This is a genomic window from Bradyrhizobium sp. SSBR45G (assembly GCF_030159255.1).
GTDB lineage: Bacteria > Pseudomonadota > Alphaproteobacteria > Rhizobiales > Xanthobacteraceae > Bradyrhizobium.
In genome coordinates, this window is record NZ_BSCT01000020.1 from 106,127 (window position 1) to 123,394 (window position 17,268).

The 17,268-nt window shown below is 66.5% G+C and carries 12 protein-coding genes; 2 read left to right on the forward strand and 10 right to left on the reverse strand.

The window, feature by feature from the left end; all coding sequences use genetic code 11:
• Nucleotides 1–10 precede the first annotated feature (10 nt).
• Nucleotides 11–1,288 carry a multidrug effflux MFS transporter gene (locus QQL87_RS22180; protein WP_284420836.1) on the forward strand — a complete coding sequence of 426 codons (1,278 nt, stop codon included), beginning with the start codon at nucleotides 11–13 and terminating at the stop codon, nucleotides 1,286–1,288.
• A 189-nt stretch (nucleotides 1,289–1,477) separates the two neighbouring features.
• Here QQL87_RS22180 and ligA read toward each other — a convergent pair whose 3' ends face one another.
• From ligA to murC, 10 genes are all read right to left on the reverse strand, one after another.
• Nucleotides 1,478–3,628, reverse strand: a complete 2,151-nt coding sequence (gene ligA / locus QQL87_RS22185) for an NAD-dependent DNA ligase LigA (RefSeq protein ID WP_284420787.1) — start codon at nucleotides 3,626–3,628, stop codon at nucleotides 1,478–1,480.
• 110 nt (nucleotides 3,629–3,738) lie between these two features.
• Nucleotides 3,739–5,412 (reverse strand): DNA repair protein RecN, encoded by a 1,674-nt coding sequence (recN, locus tag QQL87_RS22190; RefSeq protein WP_284420788.1) that lies wholly within the window; start codon nucleotides 5,410–5,412, stop codon nucleotides 3,739–3,741.
• 127 nt (nucleotides 5,413–5,539) lie between these two features.
• Nucleotides 5,540–6,433: an outer membrane protein assembly factor BamD gene (locus QQL87_RS22195; protein WP_284420789.1), complete on the reverse strand. Its 894-nt coding sequence runs from the start codon at nucleotides 6,431–6,433 to the stop codon at nucleotides 5,540–5,542.
• Nucleotides 6,434–6,854: 421 nt separating this feature from the next.
• Entirely contained in the window at nucleotides 6,855–7,814 is a 960-nt protein-coding gene (gene lpxC / locus QQL87_RS22200; RefSeq protein ID WP_284420790.1) for a UDP-3-O-acyl-N-acetylglucosamine deacetylase, read from the reverse strand.
• A gap of 345 nt (nucleotides 7,815–8,159) precedes the next feature.
• On the reverse strand, nucleotides 8,160–10,001 hold the full coding sequence (ftsZ, locus tag QQL87_RS22205; protein ID WP_284420792.1) for a cell division protein FtsZ: 1,842 nt from the start codon (nucleotides 9,999–10,001) through the stop codon (nucleotides 8,160–8,162).
• A gap of 90 nt (nucleotides 10,002–10,091) precedes the next feature.
• Nucleotides 10,092–11,411: a cell division protein FtsA gene (ftsA, locus tag QQL87_RS22210; protein ID WP_284420793.1), complete on the reverse strand. Its 1,320-nt coding sequence runs from the start codon at nucleotides 11,409–11,411 to the stop codon at nucleotides 10,092–10,094.
• Nucleotides 11,408–12,463, reverse strand: coding sequence for a cell division protein FtsQ/DivIB (locus QQL87_RS22215; RefSeq protein ID WP_284420795.1), 1,056 nt, complete (start codon nucleotides 12,461–12,463; stop codon nucleotides 11,408–11,410). Before QQL87_RS22215 ends, ftsA begins: the two co-directional genes overlap by 4 nt.
• 307 nt (nucleotides 12,464–12,770) lie before the next feature.
• Nucleotides 12,771–13,760 carry a D-alanine--D-alanine ligase family protein gene (locus QQL87_RS22220; RefSeq protein WP_284420796.1) on the reverse strand — a complete coding sequence of 330 codons (990 nt, stop codon included), beginning with the start codon at nucleotides 13,758–13,760 and terminating at the stop codon, nucleotides 12,771–12,773.
• 49 nt (nucleotides 13,761–13,809) lie between these two features.
• The gene (murB, locus tag QQL87_RS22225) at nucleotides 13,810–14,754 is read right to left on the reverse strand and encodes a UDP-N-acetylmuramate dehydrogenase (RefSeq protein WP_284420798.1); all 945 of its coding nucleotides are present in this window, start codon (nucleotides 14,752–14,754) and stop codon (nucleotides 13,810–13,812) included.
• Between the two features lie 4 nt (nucleotides 14,755–14,758).
• The gene (gene murC / locus QQL87_RS22230) at nucleotides 14,759–16,162 is read right to left on the reverse strand and encodes a UDP-N-acetylmuramate--L-alanine ligase (RefSeq protein ID WP_284420799.1); all 1,404 of its coding nucleotides are present in this window, start codon (nucleotides 16,160–16,162) and stop codon (nucleotides 14,759–14,761) included.
• A 358-nt stretch (nucleotides 16,163–16,520) separates the two neighbouring features.
• On the opposite strand from murC, the gene QQL87_RS22235 reads away from it, so the two are divergent.
• On the forward strand, nucleotides 16,521–17,267 hold the full coding sequence (locus tag QQL87_RS22235) for a carbonic anhydrase (protein WP_284420801.1): 747 nt from the start codon (nucleotides 16,521–16,523) through the stop codon (nucleotides 17,265–17,267).
• The last annotated feature ends 1 nt before the right edge of the window (nucleotide 17,268 follow it).

A 17,268-nucleotide genomic window follows, 5' to 3' on the forward strand; every position in this document is an offset into this window, starting at 1 on the left:
GACGCCCCCGATGCATGGCATGATCAGCAGACCGCCGGTGGCCACGCCACAGCGTGCCGTTCCATCGCGCACGCTGTTGATCCTCCTCGTCGTCATGACCGGGCTGGCGCCGATCTCGCTGTACCTGCTGGTGCCGGCGCTGCCGCTGCTCGCGACCACGTTCGGTCGTGACGCCTCGGTCGTGCAGATGACGGTGTCGTTCTACATGATCGGCATCGCGATCTCGCAGCTGCTGCTGGGCCCGCTGTCCGACCGGTTCGGCCGCCGTCCGGTGATGCTCGCCGGCCTCGCACTGTCGATCGTCGCCAGCTTCGGCTGCATCTTCGCCGAGACGCTGCCGCAGCTGATTGCGGCGCGCTTCTTTCAGGCGCTCGGCGGCGCCAGCGGCATGGTGATCAGCCGCGCCATCATCCGCGACCTCTATCCGCGCGAGCGCATCGGCGCGATGATCAGCCTCGTCGTCGCGGTCATGATGATCGCGCAGATGCTGTCGCCGCTCACCGGCGGGCTGATCGAGATCGCGTTCGGCTGGCATGCGATCTTCTACGTCGTCGCCGCGGTCTCGGTTGCCGTCGCGATCGCCGTCACGATGGCGCTGCCGGAAACGCGCCCGACCCGGGTCGAAGGTGCGAGCTTCCGTCGCGACGTCGCGGCCCTCGTCAAGAGCCGCGCCTTCCTCGGCTACATGCTGTGCCAGGTGCTGGCGTCACAGATCATCTTCGCTTTCGCCGGCGGCGGGCCCTATATCGTCGAAGTCCAGATGGGCCGCTCCTCAGCGGAATATGGCGCGTGGTTTGCGACCACCGGCTTCGCTTATTTCGTCGGCAACCTGTTCTGCGTGCGCTACGCGCCGCGGCATTCGTTGGACAGATTGATCTGGTTCGGGCTGGGGCTGCAGCTCACCGGCGCCGCGCTGAACTTCACCTGGAGCCTGTTCGGTCTCAACCAGGTCCCGTCGGTCCTGTTCGGCACGCAGATGCTGCTCATGTTCGCCAATGCCGCGGTCATGGCCAACTCCGCGGCAGGCGCGATCAGCGTGCGGCCGGGCGCGGCGGGCACGGCGTCCGGCGCGATGGGCTTCCTGCAGATGGGCGTGGGCGCGCTGACCTCGCAGCTCGGCGCCTACCTGGGCGGCCATTACGCGACGACGCTGCCGCTGACGTCGGCCATCCTCGTGCTGTCGCTGGCCTGCGTCTGCAGCATGATCTTCCTGGTCCCGCGCACGCCGGTGCTGGTGACGAAGGAACTGATCGAACGGGCCGAGGAGGACGAGGCCGGAGTGATGTGACCCCGATGTGAGGGACGGCACGACCGGGCGTCACGCGCAATGTGATACCCGCGAAGGCGGGTATCCAGCACGCCGGGACGGATCGGTTCTATAACAACGGTCTCTGGAATACTGGATCATCCGCTTTCGCGGATGATGACAGTCACGGTGTTGCAACCAGCGTCTGCATGAAGCGGCACCGCAGGCCTGCTACTCCGCGATCAGCTGCAGCCATTCGTCCTCGGTCAGCACCTGCACGCCGTGCTTCTGCGCATCCTTCAGCTTGGAGCCCGCGCCGGGGCCGGCAACCACGTAGTCGGTCTTCTTCGACACCGAGCCCGACACTTTGGCGCCGAGCCGCTCGGCGGTCGCCTTGGCCTCGTCGCGCGTCATCTTTTCCAGCGTGCCGGTGAAGACCACCGTCTTGGTGGCGATCGGCGAGTTGCGCTTCGGCTTCTCGGCATCCTGGATCTTCACCTCTTTCGTCAGCCGCTCGACGATGCCGAGGTTGTGGTCCTCGCCGAAATAGGCCGCGATGCTCTTGATCACGGTGTCGCCGATCTGGTCGAGCGCGTCCATCTCGGCGATCGCCTCCTCATCGCCCTTGGCGACCTTCAGGCAGGCGTCGTGGAACGCGTCCCAGGAGCCGTAGCCGCGCGCCAGCGCCAAGGCCGTGGTCTCGCCGACGTGGCGCATGCCGAGCGCAAAGATGAAGCGCTCCAGCGCGATCTCGCGCCGCGCATCGATGGCGTTGAAGAGATTGCGGACGGAGGTCTCGCCATAGCCCTCGACCTCTTCCAGCCTCAGTTCGCGGTTGCGCGCGGCCAGCGTGAAGATGTCCGCGGGCTCCTTGACCCAGCCCTGATCGAAGAAGAACTGGATCTGCTTCTCGCCGAGCCCGTCGATGTCGAAGGCGCGGCGCGAGGCGAACAGCTTGAGATGCTCGATCCTCTGATAGGGGCAGGCGAACTCGCCGGTGCAGCGTGCGCGCGAGCCCTCCTCGCCGGTCGCGATCTCCTCGCGCACGACGTCGGTGTGCAGCGGACAAGGACAGGTCTTGGGAAAGTGGAATTCCACAGCGTCAGCTGGCCGCTTGTCGATGAGGACGTCGACCACCTGCGGGATCACGTCGCCCGCGCGCTGGATCACGACGGTGTCGCCGACGCGGATGTCGCGGCCCTCGCGCAGCACCTCGCCCTTGTTGCCGATGCCCTTGATGTAGTCTTCGTTGTGCAGCGTGACGTTCTGCACGATGACGCCGCCGACGCCGACCGGCTCGAGCTTGCCGACCGGGGTGAACGAGCCGGTGCGGCCGACCTGGATCTCGATGTCCTTGAGCACGGTCATGGCGCGCTCGGCCGGGAATTTGTGCGCGATGCCCCAGCGCGGCGTGCGCGACACGAAGCCGAGCCGCTCCTGCCAGTCGATGCGGTCGACCTTGTACACGACGCCGTCGATGTCGTAGTCGAGCTCGGAACGCTGCTCCTCGATGGAACGATGGAACGCGATCAGCTCCTCGACCGAGTGGCACAGCCGGGTCAGCGGATTGGTCGTGAAGCCGCAGTGCTCGAACCATTTGATCATGCCGCTCTGCGTCTCGGCCGGCATCCCACTCATCTCGCCCCAGGCATAGGCGAAGAAGCCGAGCGGCCGCGACGCCGTGATCGTCGGGTCCTTCTGGCGCAGCGAGCCGGCCGCGGAGTTGCGCGGATTGGCGAAGATGGTGTCGCCCGCTTCCTTCTGGCGCTCGTTCAGTGCGAGGAACGCCTGCTTGGTCATGTAGACCTCGCCGCGGACCTCGCAAATATCGGGCAGGTTGCGGCCGTGCAGCTTCTGCGGCACGTCCTTCAGGGTACGGATATTGGCGGTGACGTCCTCGCCCTCGGTGCCGTCGCCGCGCGTCGCGGCGGTGACCAGCTCACCGCCCTCGTAGCGCAGCGACATCGAGAGCCCGTCGATCTTCGGCTCGGCGGAGAAGTCGATCCGCTCATCATCGGCGAGCTTGAGGAAGCGCGCGATGCGGCCCGCGAAGTCGCGCACGTCTTCCTCGGCAAAGGCATTGTCGAGCGACAACATCGGCACCGCGTGCCGCACCTTCCTGAAGCGGCCCGACGGCGCGGCCCCCACCTTCTGCGAGGGCGATTCGCTGCTGACCAGCTCCGGAAAGCGCGTCTCGATGGCGTTGAAGCGGCGGCGCAGCTCATCGTAGTCGGCGTCCGAAATCTTCGGCGCGTCGTCCTGGTAGTAGAGCCGGTCGTGCGTCTCGAGCTCCAGGGCCAGCCGCTTCCATTCCACTTTGGCCTGCGCCTTGGTGAGATCGGCGACGTCGACGGGCTTCTTGGGTTTGGCTGTCTTGGGCATGCTGCGTAATGTCTGCTCGTCAAACCGGGAGCGGTCTGGAGGCCGCCCCGAAATGACGGTGTACACAATGCGCGCGCCGGAGCCAAAAGCGTTCGGCCTGGACCCTCAACTTATGCCGCGGCGGCCTCCAGCAGCCGGTCGGCGGCGGCGCGGGCTTCAGCGGTGACCTCGGCGCCGGCCAGCATGCGGGCGATCTCCTCGCGGCGATGCAGGGTGGCCAGCGTGTTGACCCGGGTGACGACGCGCTTGCCGCGGTCGAGCGCATCCTTGGAGATCAGAAGATGCTGGTCCGCCCGTGCGGCGACCTGCGGCGCATGGGTCACGGCCATCACCTGGACGCCATGCGCGAGCCGCGCCAGCCGGGCGCCGATGGCATCCGCCACCGCACCGCCGACGCCGGTGTCGATCTCGTCGAACACCAGCGTGGGCGCCGAGCCGCGATCGGACAGCACGACCTTGAGCGCCAGCAGGAACCGCGACAGCTCGCCGCCGGAGGCGACCTTCATCATCGGACCCGGCCGCGTACCCGGGTTGGTCTGCACCCAGAACTCGACCCGGTCGATGCCCTCCGGTCCCGGCGCCTCGGCGTCGCTGTCGACCTGGGTCATGAACTTGGCGCGTTCGAGCTTGAGCGGGCCGAGCTCGGCATGCACCGCCCGGTTCAGCTTCTCCGCAGATTTGGTGCGCGCCGCCGACAGCTTGGCCGCCGCCGCCGCGTAGCGCGCATCGGCTGTGGCCGCCGCCGCCTCCAGCTTCTTGAGCTGCTCGGCGCCGGCATCGATCAGCACGATATCGGCGGCATATTTGGCGGCCAGCGCCGCGAGGCCATCGACCGGCGTCGAATATTTGCGCGCCGCGGCCCGCAGCGCGAACAGCCGCTCCTCGATGCGCTCCAGCTCCAGCGGATCGAAATCAGTGGCGATCAGCGCCGCCGTCAGATGCTGGTCGGCCTCCTCCAGCGCATTGATCGCCGCATCCATCGCCTTGACGGCCGGATCGACCAGCGCCGGCGAGCTGACCGCGCGCCGCTCCAGCCGGCGGACGGCCGCCGCCAGCGCCGCGATCGGAGACTGGTTGCCGCTGACCGCATCCTGGGCGTCGCGCAGATCGCCGGCGATCTTCTCGCCCTGCATCATCGCGGTGCGGCGGGCGGCCAGCTGCGTCTCCTCGCCCTCCTTCGGCGCCAGCTTCTTCAATTCGTCTGAGGCATGCCGCAGATAGTCGGCCTCGCGGGCGGCGCGCTCCATGCCGGCGCGATGCTGGTCCAGCGCCGTGACCGCGGCCCGGCGGGCCGCCCACAGCGATTCGACCGCCGCGACGTCCTTTTCCAGCCCGGCAAAGGCATCGAGCAGGCGGCGATGGGTGGCGGCATCGACCAGGGCGCGCTCATCGTGCTGGCCATGGATCTCGACCAGCGTGGCGCCGATCGCCTTCAGCGTCTGCACGCTGACCGACTGGTCGTTGATGAAGGCCCGGGTGCGGCCGTCGCCATACTGCACGCGCCGCAGGATCATCTCGCCATCGGCGTCCAGGCCGTTCGCAGCGAGGATCCGGGCGGCCGGATGGTCCTTGCCGATCTCGAACACGGCCGTGACCTGGCCCTGGTCGGCGCCATGCCGCACCAGGCTGGCGTCGCCACGGCCGCCCAGCGCCAGAGCAAACGCATCGAGCAGGATCGACTTGCCGGCGCCGGTCTCGCCGGTCAGCACCGCAAGCCCATCAGAAAACTCGAGATCGAGTCGTTCGATCAGAACGATGTCGCGGATCGAGAGTCGCGCCAGCATGGAGGCTCAAGTCCTTCGTGACGGGGGCACGATGCCCCCTGAGCGAACGACTCGACCTTAGCAGCAAAATGAGAACAAAACAAGAATTGAGAACAAAGCCGGATCAGACAGCCGACTCTGGGAGTCCTCAGCCCAGGCCGAGCTTCTTGAACGCCCGCGAGATATAGGAGCCCTTGTTCTCCTCAGGCTCGACGCCCCCCGATTTCACGAGGTTATAGGCATCCTTGTACCACTTGCTGTCCGGGAAATTGTGCCCGAGCACCGCAGCCGCCGTCTGCGCCTCGCCGACGATGCCGATCGTCATGTAGGCCTCGGTCAGCCGGAACAGGGCCTCCTCGACATGCCGGGTGGTCTGGTACTGCGTCACGACCGTCTTGAAGCGGTTGATCGCCGCTGTGTAGTCGCGCTTCTGCATGTAGTAGCGGCCGACGTCCATCTCCTTGCCAGCGAGCTGGTCGCGGGCGCCCTCCATCTTGGCCTTGGCGTTGGTGGCGTATTCGGAGGTCGGATATTTGCGCACCACCTCTTCGAGGGCGGCGATCGCCTTCTCGGTGCGGCCCTGGTCACGGCTGATGTCGGGGATCTGATCGTAATGCGAGGCGGCGATCAGGTACTGCGCATAGGCGGCGTCCGGGCTGCCGGGATGCAGGGTGACGTAACGGGTCGCCGCGCCGATGCAGCCGTCATAATCACCGGCCTGGTAGGAGGCGTAGGCCGACATCAGCAGCGATTTGCGCGCCCAGTCGGAATAAGGATGCTGGCGATCGACCTCCTCGAACTTCTTGGTCGCGGCCTTGACGTCCTTCTTCTCGTTCATCAGGAACAAGCCCTCATTGTAGAGCTTGTCAGCGGGCTCATCGACGAAGGTGTCGTCCTTGGCCATGAACTTGTCCCACAGGCCACCGGTGCCGCAGCCCGCCAAGGGAAGCGCCAGCAGAGCGAGCGAGGCGGCGAGCCGCAGAGGGCGACCGGCCGAGATTGCGTTGGGACGGAGTTCGCGCGTGAGACGCTGTATCGACATGCTTCTTTGAAACCCGATGCCTGTGATCTGATCTACGCCGCGCACCATGATCGTCGTCTCATGACCGCGAAGGAAGAGTCCGCGCCTGTGACGCGTATCCCGCTGCCACGGCCTCTCTAACCGATAATAGGTCGTCAACCAACCGCATAGGCAGCCAATCCGCCCGGATTAAGGCGACACCGAGGCTGCCCCCTGCGTCATGGTTACCGCTGCAGAAGCCGTTGGAAAACCTGCAAAAGGAGCGCATGCCCTGACGGGGCTTGGAGGCTCGGAAACGATCGTTCATGAAAAATATCGGAGCCGGTCGCCCCTCGAGCCGTCAGACGCGACGGCTTCCTGCGGGACTCGGCCTGCATCAGATCTTGATGGACCGACGATTCGCCGTCGGTTCAACTTCAAACGAACTCAGGTTCAAACGAGCTCAGGACACGTCCGGACCGAAGGCCGGGGCGATCATGCCGCCGACCATGCCGCCGACGGCGTCGGCAGCCACGCGCGGACGGCGCACCGTCTCACCTTCGACGACCCGCCACGCGGTCCGGTCGGCCATCAGAGCGGTCAGAACCGCATGGTTCAGCTTGTGGCCACCGCGGACCGAACGATAGGTGCCGAGCATGGGCAGGCCGGCCAGCGCCAGATCACCGATCGCGTCCAGCACCTTGTGGCGGACGCATTCGTCGGCGTAGCGAAGACCTTCCGGATTGAGCAGCCGATCCTCGTCGAACACCACCGTGTTGTCGAACGAGGACCCCAAAGCGAAGCCGGCGCTCCAAAGCCGCGACACGTCGCTCATGCAGCCGAAGGTGCGGGCACGCGAGATTTCGCGGCGGAAGCGCTCCGGATTGAGCTCGAAATGGTAGGCCTGCCGGCCGATCACGGGATTGCTGAAGTCGATCTCGGCCTCGACCCGGAAGCCCGAGCTGTTCGGCCGCAGCTCGCCCATCGAGGCGCCCATCGTGACCTGGACCGGCTTGAGCACCTGGATGTAGCGGCGGGGCGCGGACTGGCTGACGATGCCGGCCTGGTCGATCGCAGCAACGAACGGGGCGGCGCTACCATCCATGATCGGAACTTCGGGGCCATCGACTTCGATCAGGGCGTTGTCGATACCCATGGCGCGCAGCGCGGCCAGAACGTGCTCGGCAGTGGAGACCAGCGGTCCGTTGCGGTCACCCAGGACGGTCGCAAGCTCGGTGGCGATGACCGATCCGAACGTCGCCTGGACCTCACGGTCGGCGCCATCCAGCCCGGTGCGAACGAAAACCAGTCCGGCGTCGATCGGTGCAGGGCCGATGGTCAGGGTGACTGGTGCGCCAGAGTGGACGCCTACACCGTTGACGGTGGCTTGCGAACGAAGCGTTGTTTGCCGGCTGAATTTCATCGACGATCGCCCAAGACCCCGCCTGAACCCCCATCGGCCGCCCCTCGCGAACCGACTCATTTTCAGGCATCCCCAAGTCACGACAGACCTTAGCCAGGGGCCTAAAGAGCGCCAACTCACGCTTCTTTACGGATTGTTACCCCATCTCTGCCGTATTCGCGCCAACCCTTAACCAAACTGGAACGCGGCCTTAACTCTCCCGGTGCCACATCCAAGCACCGAAAGAATAATTAATCATTTAAAATCAGTTAGTTGAAAGAACGCCAACGCGTCTCAGAAGCCTAACGAAAAGGCCCGACTCTCGCGAGCCGGGCCTGTTTCGCACCCTTGGGGCTGTAACAATTCTCAGGTTGCCTGCCGGCGCAGGAAGGCCGGGATATCCAAATGGTCGTCTCCCTGTGGCGCCGGGGACACAGCCGCCGGGCGGCCATGTGGATCCAAACCCTGCGGAGCAGGACGGCGGGCATATTCCGAGACGGGCGATTCGTGGCTCGCAACCTGCTGCGCAACGTTGCGCTGCGGCTTGCGATCCGGCAGCGGCGGCATCTGCGGCATGGCCGGAGCGGCAGCCCTGCCCGACATCGGCGGCTCGCTGTCCTCATCGCGACGGCCGAGACCGACATTGGCGAGACGCTGCAGCAGCGACATCCGGGTCTTCTGCGGATGCTCCTCGCCCTCGTCGCCCCTCGCCTGCCGGATCTCGGCCTGGGCCGGCATCGGCAGGTCCTCGAACTTCGGCATGCGCGGCGCGCGGGACGGAACCCGCTCCGCGGCCTGCGGGATGAAGGTCTCCGGCGGCGCCGCCGGTTCGACCGGAGCAGCGCGCTGGGCCTCGGGCTCGGGGAACAGCGACGGCTTCTGCGCAATCGGCCGCACCGTCACATCACCATAGGAGGCTGCCGGCGCCGGGGCCGACGGCGCAGGCTCACTGGCCATTGCGGCGGCCACCGCAGCCAGCGTGTCGCGTTCGAGATTCGGAGCCGGACGCGGCGCCGGTGCGACCGGCGCAGGCGCCGGGGCGGCAACCGCCGGGGCCTGCGAGGCCTGCTGCTCGAGCTTGGCGGCGCGTTCGGCCAGCCGCTGATTGTCGGCGCGCAGCCGGGCGGTCAGATCGGCAAGCCGGCTCTCAGGAAGACCCGCATGAGCGGGGGTCGGGGCGGCGGCAATCGGAGCGACAGCCGCCGCCGGCTGTGCAGTCGTCGTGACGTTCCGATTGAACTGCGCCTGCTCGATGCCGGTGGCGACGACCGAGACGCGGATCAGGCCGTCGAGCGATTCGTCGAAGGTGGCGCCGACGATGATGTTGGCGTCCTGGTCGACCTCCTCGCGGATGCGGGTCGCGGCTTCGTCGACCTCGAACAGCGTCAGGTCCTTGCCGCCGGTGATCGAGATCAGGAGGCCGCGGGCGCCCTTCATCGAGGAGTCGTCGATCAGCGGGTTGGCGATCGCAGCTTCCGCCGCGGTCAGCGCGCGCTTCTCGCCCGAGGCTTCGCCGGTGCCCATCATCGCCTTGCCCATCTCACGCATGACGGCGCGGACGTCGGCGAAGTCGAGATTGATGAGACCTTCCTTGACCATCAGGTCGGTGATGCAGGCCACGCCGGAATAAAGCACCTGGTCGGCCATCGCGAAGGCGTCGGCGAAGGTGGTCTTCTCGTTGGCAACCCGGAACAGGTTCTGGTTCGGGATGATCAGCAGCGTGTCGACGACCTTGTGCAGCTCGGAGATCCCCGACTCCGCGGTGCGCATGCGGCGCGCGCCCTCGAAGTGGAACGGCTTGGTGACGACACCCACCGTCAGGATGTTCATCTCGCGCGCGGTCTTGGCGATGACCGGAGCCGCCCCCGTGCCCGTGCCGCCGCCCATGCCGGCGGTGACGAACACCATGTTCGCGCCGGAGAGGTGATCGCGGATCTCGTCGATCACCTCCTGCGCGGCGGCGGCACCGACGTCCGGCTGCGAGCCGGCGCCGAGGCCCTGGGTCACCTGCGTGCCCATCTGGATGATGCGCTGCGCCTTCGACATGGTCAGCGCCTGCGCGTCGGTGTTGGCGACGACGAAGTCCACGCCCTGCAGACCGGCCGTGATCATGTTGTTCACGGCGTTGCCGCCCGCGCCGCCGACGCCGAACACGGTGATCCGGGGCTTCAGCTCGTGGATATCAGGAGGTGTAATAGTGAGTGCCATGATTGCCTCTCGATCACGCGCGCGTGGGTTCGCCCCGGCCGCCGGCCGTGGGTGGTGTTGGTGAAATTCGCAGGGTGCGGAACTCGGTCATCAGAAGCCCTCGCGTAGCCATCGTCCGACCTTTCCGAAATAGCCGTCGGTTCCTGTCCCGACCTGCCGCGTATGCCGCGGTTCGACATGTTCGAGGTGGGCGTATTGCGGATAGACCAGCAGCCCGGTCGGGACTGCGAAGGCCGCGTTCTTGGCCTCGTTCGGAAGGCGGCCGAAGCCGAGCGGACGGCCGACACGCACAGGGCGGTCGAGGATCCGCGTCGCGAGCTCGACCAGACCCGTCAGCTGGGAGGCGCCTCCGCTGAGGACGACGCGCGCCTTGGGTTCTGCCGCAAAGGGCGAATCCTTCAGCCGGTCGCGGACCATTTCAAAAATCTCCTCTGCGCGGTGCCTGACGATGTTCGCGATGGTGGCGCGGGACACGATCTGCGGAACATCCCGCTCGTTGTCACCGGCCGTCGGAACAGACATCAACTCACGCGCGTCGGACCCGCCAGTCAGCACCGTGCCATATAACGTCTTGATTCGCTCGGCATCTGCAATGCACGCTGATAGTCCGCGCGCAAGATCCATGGTCACGTGATGCCCGCCGAGCGCAAATCCGGAGGCATGTACGAAGCGGCCACCGGAATAGACCGCGATCGTCGTGGTGCCCGCCCCCATCTCGACCACGGCGGCGCCGAGATCGGCCTCGTCGTCGGTCAGCACCGACAACCCGGCAACATACGGGCTCGCCGCCATCGCCTCGACGTTGAGATGGCAGCGCTCGACCACGAGCATCAGGTTCTTGGCCACGGTGGCGTCGGTCGTGACCACGTTCATGTCGACGCCGAACTGCCGCGCCAGCATGCCGCGGGGATCACGAATGCCCTTCACGCCGTCGAGCGTGTAGCCGACCGGCAGGGCATGCAGCACGGCCCGGCCTTCGCCGGTCGCATGGTGCATGCCCGTCGATGTCACGCGGCTGACATCAGCCTGCGTCACGGCGCCGCCGCGAATGTCCGAGGTCGCCTCGATCAGATGGCCCATCACGCGGCCGCCGGCGACCGGCAGCAGCACGGACTCGACCCGCACCTTGGCCATGCGCTCGGCCAGCGCGACCGCCTGCCGCACGGCCTGCTCGCATTCAACCGGATCGACGACGGCGCCGGCCTTGACGCCGCGCGACTGGATCTGGCTGTAGCCGATCAGCTCGACCGCATGGGTGCGGCCGCGCAGAGCATCGCTCGGCGGCGCCGGCCTGAGACGCGCGATCATGCAGGCGATCTTGCTGGTGCCGACGTCGAGCGACGCCACCAGCGCGGTGCGCTTCTGGCCCATCGGGCGCGTCTTCGGAGTCTGGCGATCGAAGCCGGTCATGCGTCACCGGCCTTCTTCTTGGACTTCTTGTCCTTGAACAGTTCCTCGCGTGCCTTCGCCGCGTCCTCCGACAGTTGCACCGTCAGCCGGTCCGACAGCCGCATGTCGATCGCGACGATGTCGCGGGAGAACAGCCTGTCGTCCTGGTCGAGCTGGCTTAATGTCGCCAGCGCATTGCCGACGTCGTTCTCCGGAAGGCGGATGTCGAGCCCGTCCTTGGTGCGCAGGTTCCAGCGCCGTTCGCCGACGAACACGGCGGCCTTGGTCACGGCGCGCACCTGCGGATAGCGGGCGAGCAGCGCCAGGAAGTCGCGCGCCCGGCTCTCGGCGCCCTTGCCGACCACGAGCGGCAAGGTCAGGAACGGTCGCGACACATATTGTTCGAGCACGGCGCCGTCATCGGCGATCACCGAGAGGCGGCCGTCCTGCTGCCACAGCGCGAACGCCTTGCGCTCGACGATGTCGATCTGCAGCTGGCTGGGAAAGAACTTCTGGACGGTGGCTTCCGCGATCCAGGGATTGGCCTTGAGCCTGTCGCGGACCGCTGACGCATCGAGGAACAGCAGCGAGGAGCGGCCAGTGACGCCGCCGATCGCGAGGATCTCGTCCTGGGTCAACTGCTTGCGGCCATTGATCGCCACCGCCGTGATGCGGAAGCCTGCCGCATTGGCCAGGGCGTTGCGCGTGTCCGACAGGGCTGCAATGACGTCCTGGGCGTGGCCGCCCTTGACGATGCCGAACCAGACGCTGCCGAACAGCAGCGCCACTGTCGCGAGGGTGCCGAGACGGCGCGGCAGATAGCGCTCGACAAATTCGACGAGGCGCGGCGGCGCCTCGCGCTCGACCATCGGCGCGAGCGGAGCCGTCATGTGGCCGCGATCAGTTCGGGTCGTGCGTCCAGCCCTCGACCGCTTGCCAGCGCCGCGCACCGATCGGAATCGCGGAAGATGGGCTGACACATGCTCGCGCAGCAGGATTGCCGCGCCAAGGGCAGCGGCTTTCAGGTCAGCTTGAGGCCTCTGCGATCGAGCGAGGCGTCCTGCACCATCCATTGCACGAGCTCATCAACTGTTACGCCCGCAATACTCGCGGACCCACGCCCACAGTCCCGGCCGGCCGGACGTTGGTGACGATCGCGATGCGGTTCGTCACGACAGCTCGACCCGGCAGCCGAGCACCACTGAGGCGCCAGCGTTAACCTTCGGACGTCCTGGTAAACAAAAAGTAAAATAGGTCCGGAGAGACGATTTTTTTCTCCGATTTATGAGGACCTTGCCCGGAATTCTTAAGCATTTTACAGGTTACAGGAACCACCGGAGGACGCCGGGCCGGGTTCCTGCGGGGCGTCTACCGAACACTTTATCTGCCGATGCGACGTTCGACCAAGGCGATCTGCTGCTGCAGGAAATCGACGAAGGCGATGCCCTGCGCCGCGAGCGCCTTCGGGTACAGCGAGGCCGCGGTCAGCCCCGGCAGGGTATTGGTCTCGAGATAGACCGGGCCATCGGCGGAGACGATGAAGTCGGTGCGCGAATAGCCGCCGCAGGACAGCGCGCGATGCGCCTTGATCGCCTCGGCCTGCAGCGCTGCCGTCACCTCCGGACTGAAGCGTCCCGGACAGATCTCCTTCGTCGCTGTGGCGAGGTACTTCGCGAAATAGTTGAAGGCGCCATCGGCGGGCAGGATCTCGATCGGCGGCAGCGCGATCAGCGAGCCATCGGCCTGTTCGAGCACGCCGCAGGTCGCCTCCGTCCCCGTGACGAAGGGCTCGATCAGATACGCCTCGGTGGCGGCGGCCGCCTTGACGGCGACGAGGTCCTGGCTGGCGTTGACGAAGATCAGGCCGAAGCTGGAGCCGTCCTTGACCGGCTTGGCGATCAGCCGGCCGTAGCGCGCGAGCGCAGCTTCGGCATCATCCAGCGCGACGCCCTCAGCCGCGGTCACGCCGCCGAGCACGGCGAAACGCTTGGCCGCCACCTTGTCGAAGGCGAGGTGCGAGGCCGCCGAGCCGGATCCGGTGAAGGGGACGCCGCGAAGCTCGCACATCAGTTGCAGCTCGCCGTTCTCCGCCCGGCCGCCATGCAGTCCGAGCACCAGAACCCGGTCCTCGGCCCTGGCAAGATCGAGCGCCTCGGCGAGAGTCCCGATCCCAGTGCCATCGGCGGTGAACGGCTCCTCGAACGGCTTGGCATGGGCGACCAGCGCCTTGCCGCTCGCCTGATGCACGGTGTCGTCGGCCTCCCAGAACCACAGCTCCGCCTCGGGCAGCGCCGCATGCAACGCCTTGGCGGTCGCGACTGAAACGAGGCGCTCCTTGTTGGAGCCGCCAAACAGAATCGTAGTGCGCATCAATGTCTTCTCGGTTGATCTCACGAATGCGGTCGCGACGGCGCCGACGTCACTTGAGCAGGCGCGCCGATTCGCTCGCCTTGATTCCAATGCGCTTGATTTCCCACTGCAGCTCGATGCCCGAATTTGCCTTGACCCGCTCGCGCACGGTCTCGCCGAGCGTCTCGATGTCCTCGGCGGTGGCGCTGCCGGTGTTGATCAGGAAGTTGCAGTGCATCTCGGAGACCTGAGCGCCGCCGATTTTGAGACCGCGGCAGCCGGCGGCATCGACGAGCTTCCAGGCGGAATGCCCCGGCGGATTCTTGAAGGTCGAGCCGCCGGTCTTCTCGCGGATCGGCTGGGCGGTCTCGCGATGCGCCTGCACCTCGGCCATGCGCGCCCGGATCGCCTCCGGCGCGGACGGCATCCCTCGAAAGCGCGCCCCGGTGAAGATCAGCGCGGGATCGGCGCCGCTCGCGCGATAGGTGAACTTCATGTCGGCATTGGTGAAGTGATGCGTCTCGCCCTGGCGGTCGATCGCGGTCGCCTCGATCAGGATGTCCTTGGTCTCGCCGCCATTGGCGCCGGCATTCATGCGCAATGCGCCGCCGATGGTGCCGGGGATGCCGAACAGGAACTCGAGGCCCGCAAGGTTCGCGGCGGCCGCGACCTCGGCGACGCGCTTGTCGAGCGCGGCGGTGCCGGCGGTGACGATGTCACCTTCTGCCTTGGCCTCGCCGAAGGCACGCGGTGCCAGCCGGATCACCACGCCCGACACGCCGCCGTCGCGCACGATCATGTTCGAGCCGACGCCGATGACATGGATCGGCAGCTCAAGCGGAAGGTGCTTCAGAAAGTAGGCGAGGTCATCGGCATCCGCGGGCGTGAACAGCACCTGCGCCGGTCCGCCGACGCGAAACCAGGTGAGCGGCGCGAGGCTCTCATTGGCGAGCAGCCGCCCGCGCAACTCCGGCATCGCGGCTTTGAGATCGGACGTGATGTCGGGGAAGCTCACCGCCCTACCCCAGCGCCTTGAGCTCGTTCGGCAGTGCATAAGCCCATTGCGTGATGTTGCCGGCGCCGAGGCACACGACGAGGTCACCGGGCTTGGCGAGATCCTTGACGATACCGGCGAGGTCGGCGGCCTTCGGCAGCGGCACCACGTTGCGATGGCCGTGGGCGCGCAGGCCAAGCACGAAATGATCGCGGTCGATGCCCTCGATCGGCGCCTCGCCGGCCGGATAGACGTCGGCGACGATGACCGCATCGGCATCGTTGAAGCAGGTGCAGAACTCCTCGAACAGCGACTGCAGGCGGGTGTAGCGATGCGGCTGGACCACGGCGACGACCTTGCCGTTGGTGGATTCGCGCGCCGCCTTCAGCACCGCCGCGATCTCCACGGGGTGATGACCGTAATCGTCGATGACTGTGACGCCGTTCCACTCGCCGGTGCGGGTGAAGCGACGCTTGACGCCGCCGAAGCTCGCGATCGCCTTGCGGATCGCCTCGTCGGACAGGCCGAGCTCGCGCGCCACGGCAATCGCGGCCGTTGCATTCGAGGCGTTGTGCCGGCCGGGCATCGGCAGCGCGATGTCGGCAATCTCGTGCGTCGCGCCGCTCTTGCGGTCGCGGAACACGACCTTGAAGCTGGAGCCGCCGCCCATCGGCGTCAGATCGACGAGGCGGACATCGGCCTGCGGGTTGACGCCGTAGGTGATGATGCGGCGATCCTCGATCTTGCCGACCAGCGCCTGAACCACCGGATGATCGATGCACATTACGGCAAAGCCGTAGAACGGCACGTTCTCGACGAAGGCGCGGAAGGCGTCCTGCACGGCGTCGAAGGTCTTGAAGTGATCGAGATGCTCGGGATCGACATTGGTGACGATCGCGACGTCCGCCGGCAGCTTCAGGAAGGTGCCGTCGCTCTCGTCGGCCTCGACCACCATCCACTCGCCGCCGCCGAGCCGCGCATTGGTGCCATAGGCATTGATGATGCCGCCATTGATGACGGTCGGATCGAGCCCGCCGGCGTCGAGCAGCGCCGCCACCATCGAGGTCGTCGTGGTCTTGCCATGGGTGCCGGCAATGGCGACGCAGCTCTTCAGCCGCATCAGCTCGGCCAGCATCTCGGCCCGGCGCACCACGGGGATGCGCTGGGCGCGCGCCGCCATCAGTTCGGGATTGTCGCGCTTGATCGCGGTCGAGACCACGACGACGTCCGCACCCGCCACGTTCTCGGCCTTGTGGCCGACGCTGACGGTGATGCCCTTCTCGCGCAGCCGCGCGACATTGGCGTTGTCGGAGGCGTCGGAGCCCTGCACCGTGTAGCCGAGATTGCACAGCACCTCGGCGATGCCGCTCATGCCGATGCCGCCGATCCCGACGAAGTGGATGGGTCCGATCTCGCGCGGCAGTCTCATGGGGCGTCTCGTCTCAAGGGTTCCGGCGCCCCACGGGAGGGACGCAACCGCGAATCATCTGCCCTTCTTGCAAGACATGACCCAGCTGGACAAGTCCGCCGGGGCGGTCAATCTCGCCAAATTCGCAGGCTCCCGCCCGATTTTGGCCATTTTTGCGGCATGGTCGCCGGCCGGTGGCAAGCCCCCTTTCCCATGCGAGCGCGACCTTCAGACATCGTTAAGCGCGATCTCACGCCGGTCCGTCTCAACAGGATACCTGCAATTTTTGCGCGCTTGCTGCGTCAGTTCGCGTGGCATGAATAGTTGCGATTGGCGTGCTGAACGCAAATAATACAACCTTTAATGGAGAAATTGGCCAATGTGCTCGCTGTGTGAAACGCAATCCCGCTCATTGTCCCGCCGTCGGCTGCTCGGCGGCGGCGCTGTGCTGGCTGCCGCGGTGCTCGGCGCGCTTCCGGCCGTGGCCAAGGACGCCAAGGGCGCCAAGCCGACAGGCGATATCGCGACGCCGCCCAACGCGATCTCCCCGGATGACGCGATGAAGCGCATCGTCGAAGGCAACGCGCGCTACGTCTCCGGCAACCTCGACAACAAGGATTTCTCTGCCGGCCGAGCGGCGCGCGCTGCGGCCCAGTACCCGATCGCCGCGATCGTCAGCTGCGCCGATGCCCGGGTCGCGCCGGAGCTGGTGTTCGATCAGGCGCCCGGAGAGCTGTTCGTGGTCCGCGTCGCCGGCAATTTCGTCAACGACGATGGACTCGCCAGCCTCGAATATGGCGTCAAGTTCCTCGGCACGCCGCTCGTGCTGGTGCTCGGCCACAGCGGCTGCGGCGCCATCGATGCCACGATCAAGGTGCTGAAGGACGGCACCAAGCTGCCGGGTCACCTCCCCGCATTGATCAATGCGCTCAAACCCGGCGTCGAGGCGGCGATCGCAAAGAAGCCTCAGGATCTGCTGGCCGAAGCGACGGCAGAGAACGTACGTAGCAACGTCCGGCGCCTGTCGAGCGCCAAGCCGATCATCGGCCGCATGGTTGCCGACGGCAAGGTCAAGATCGTCGGCGGTATCTATGACATCGGCTCCGGGCGGGTCACGATGATCTGAC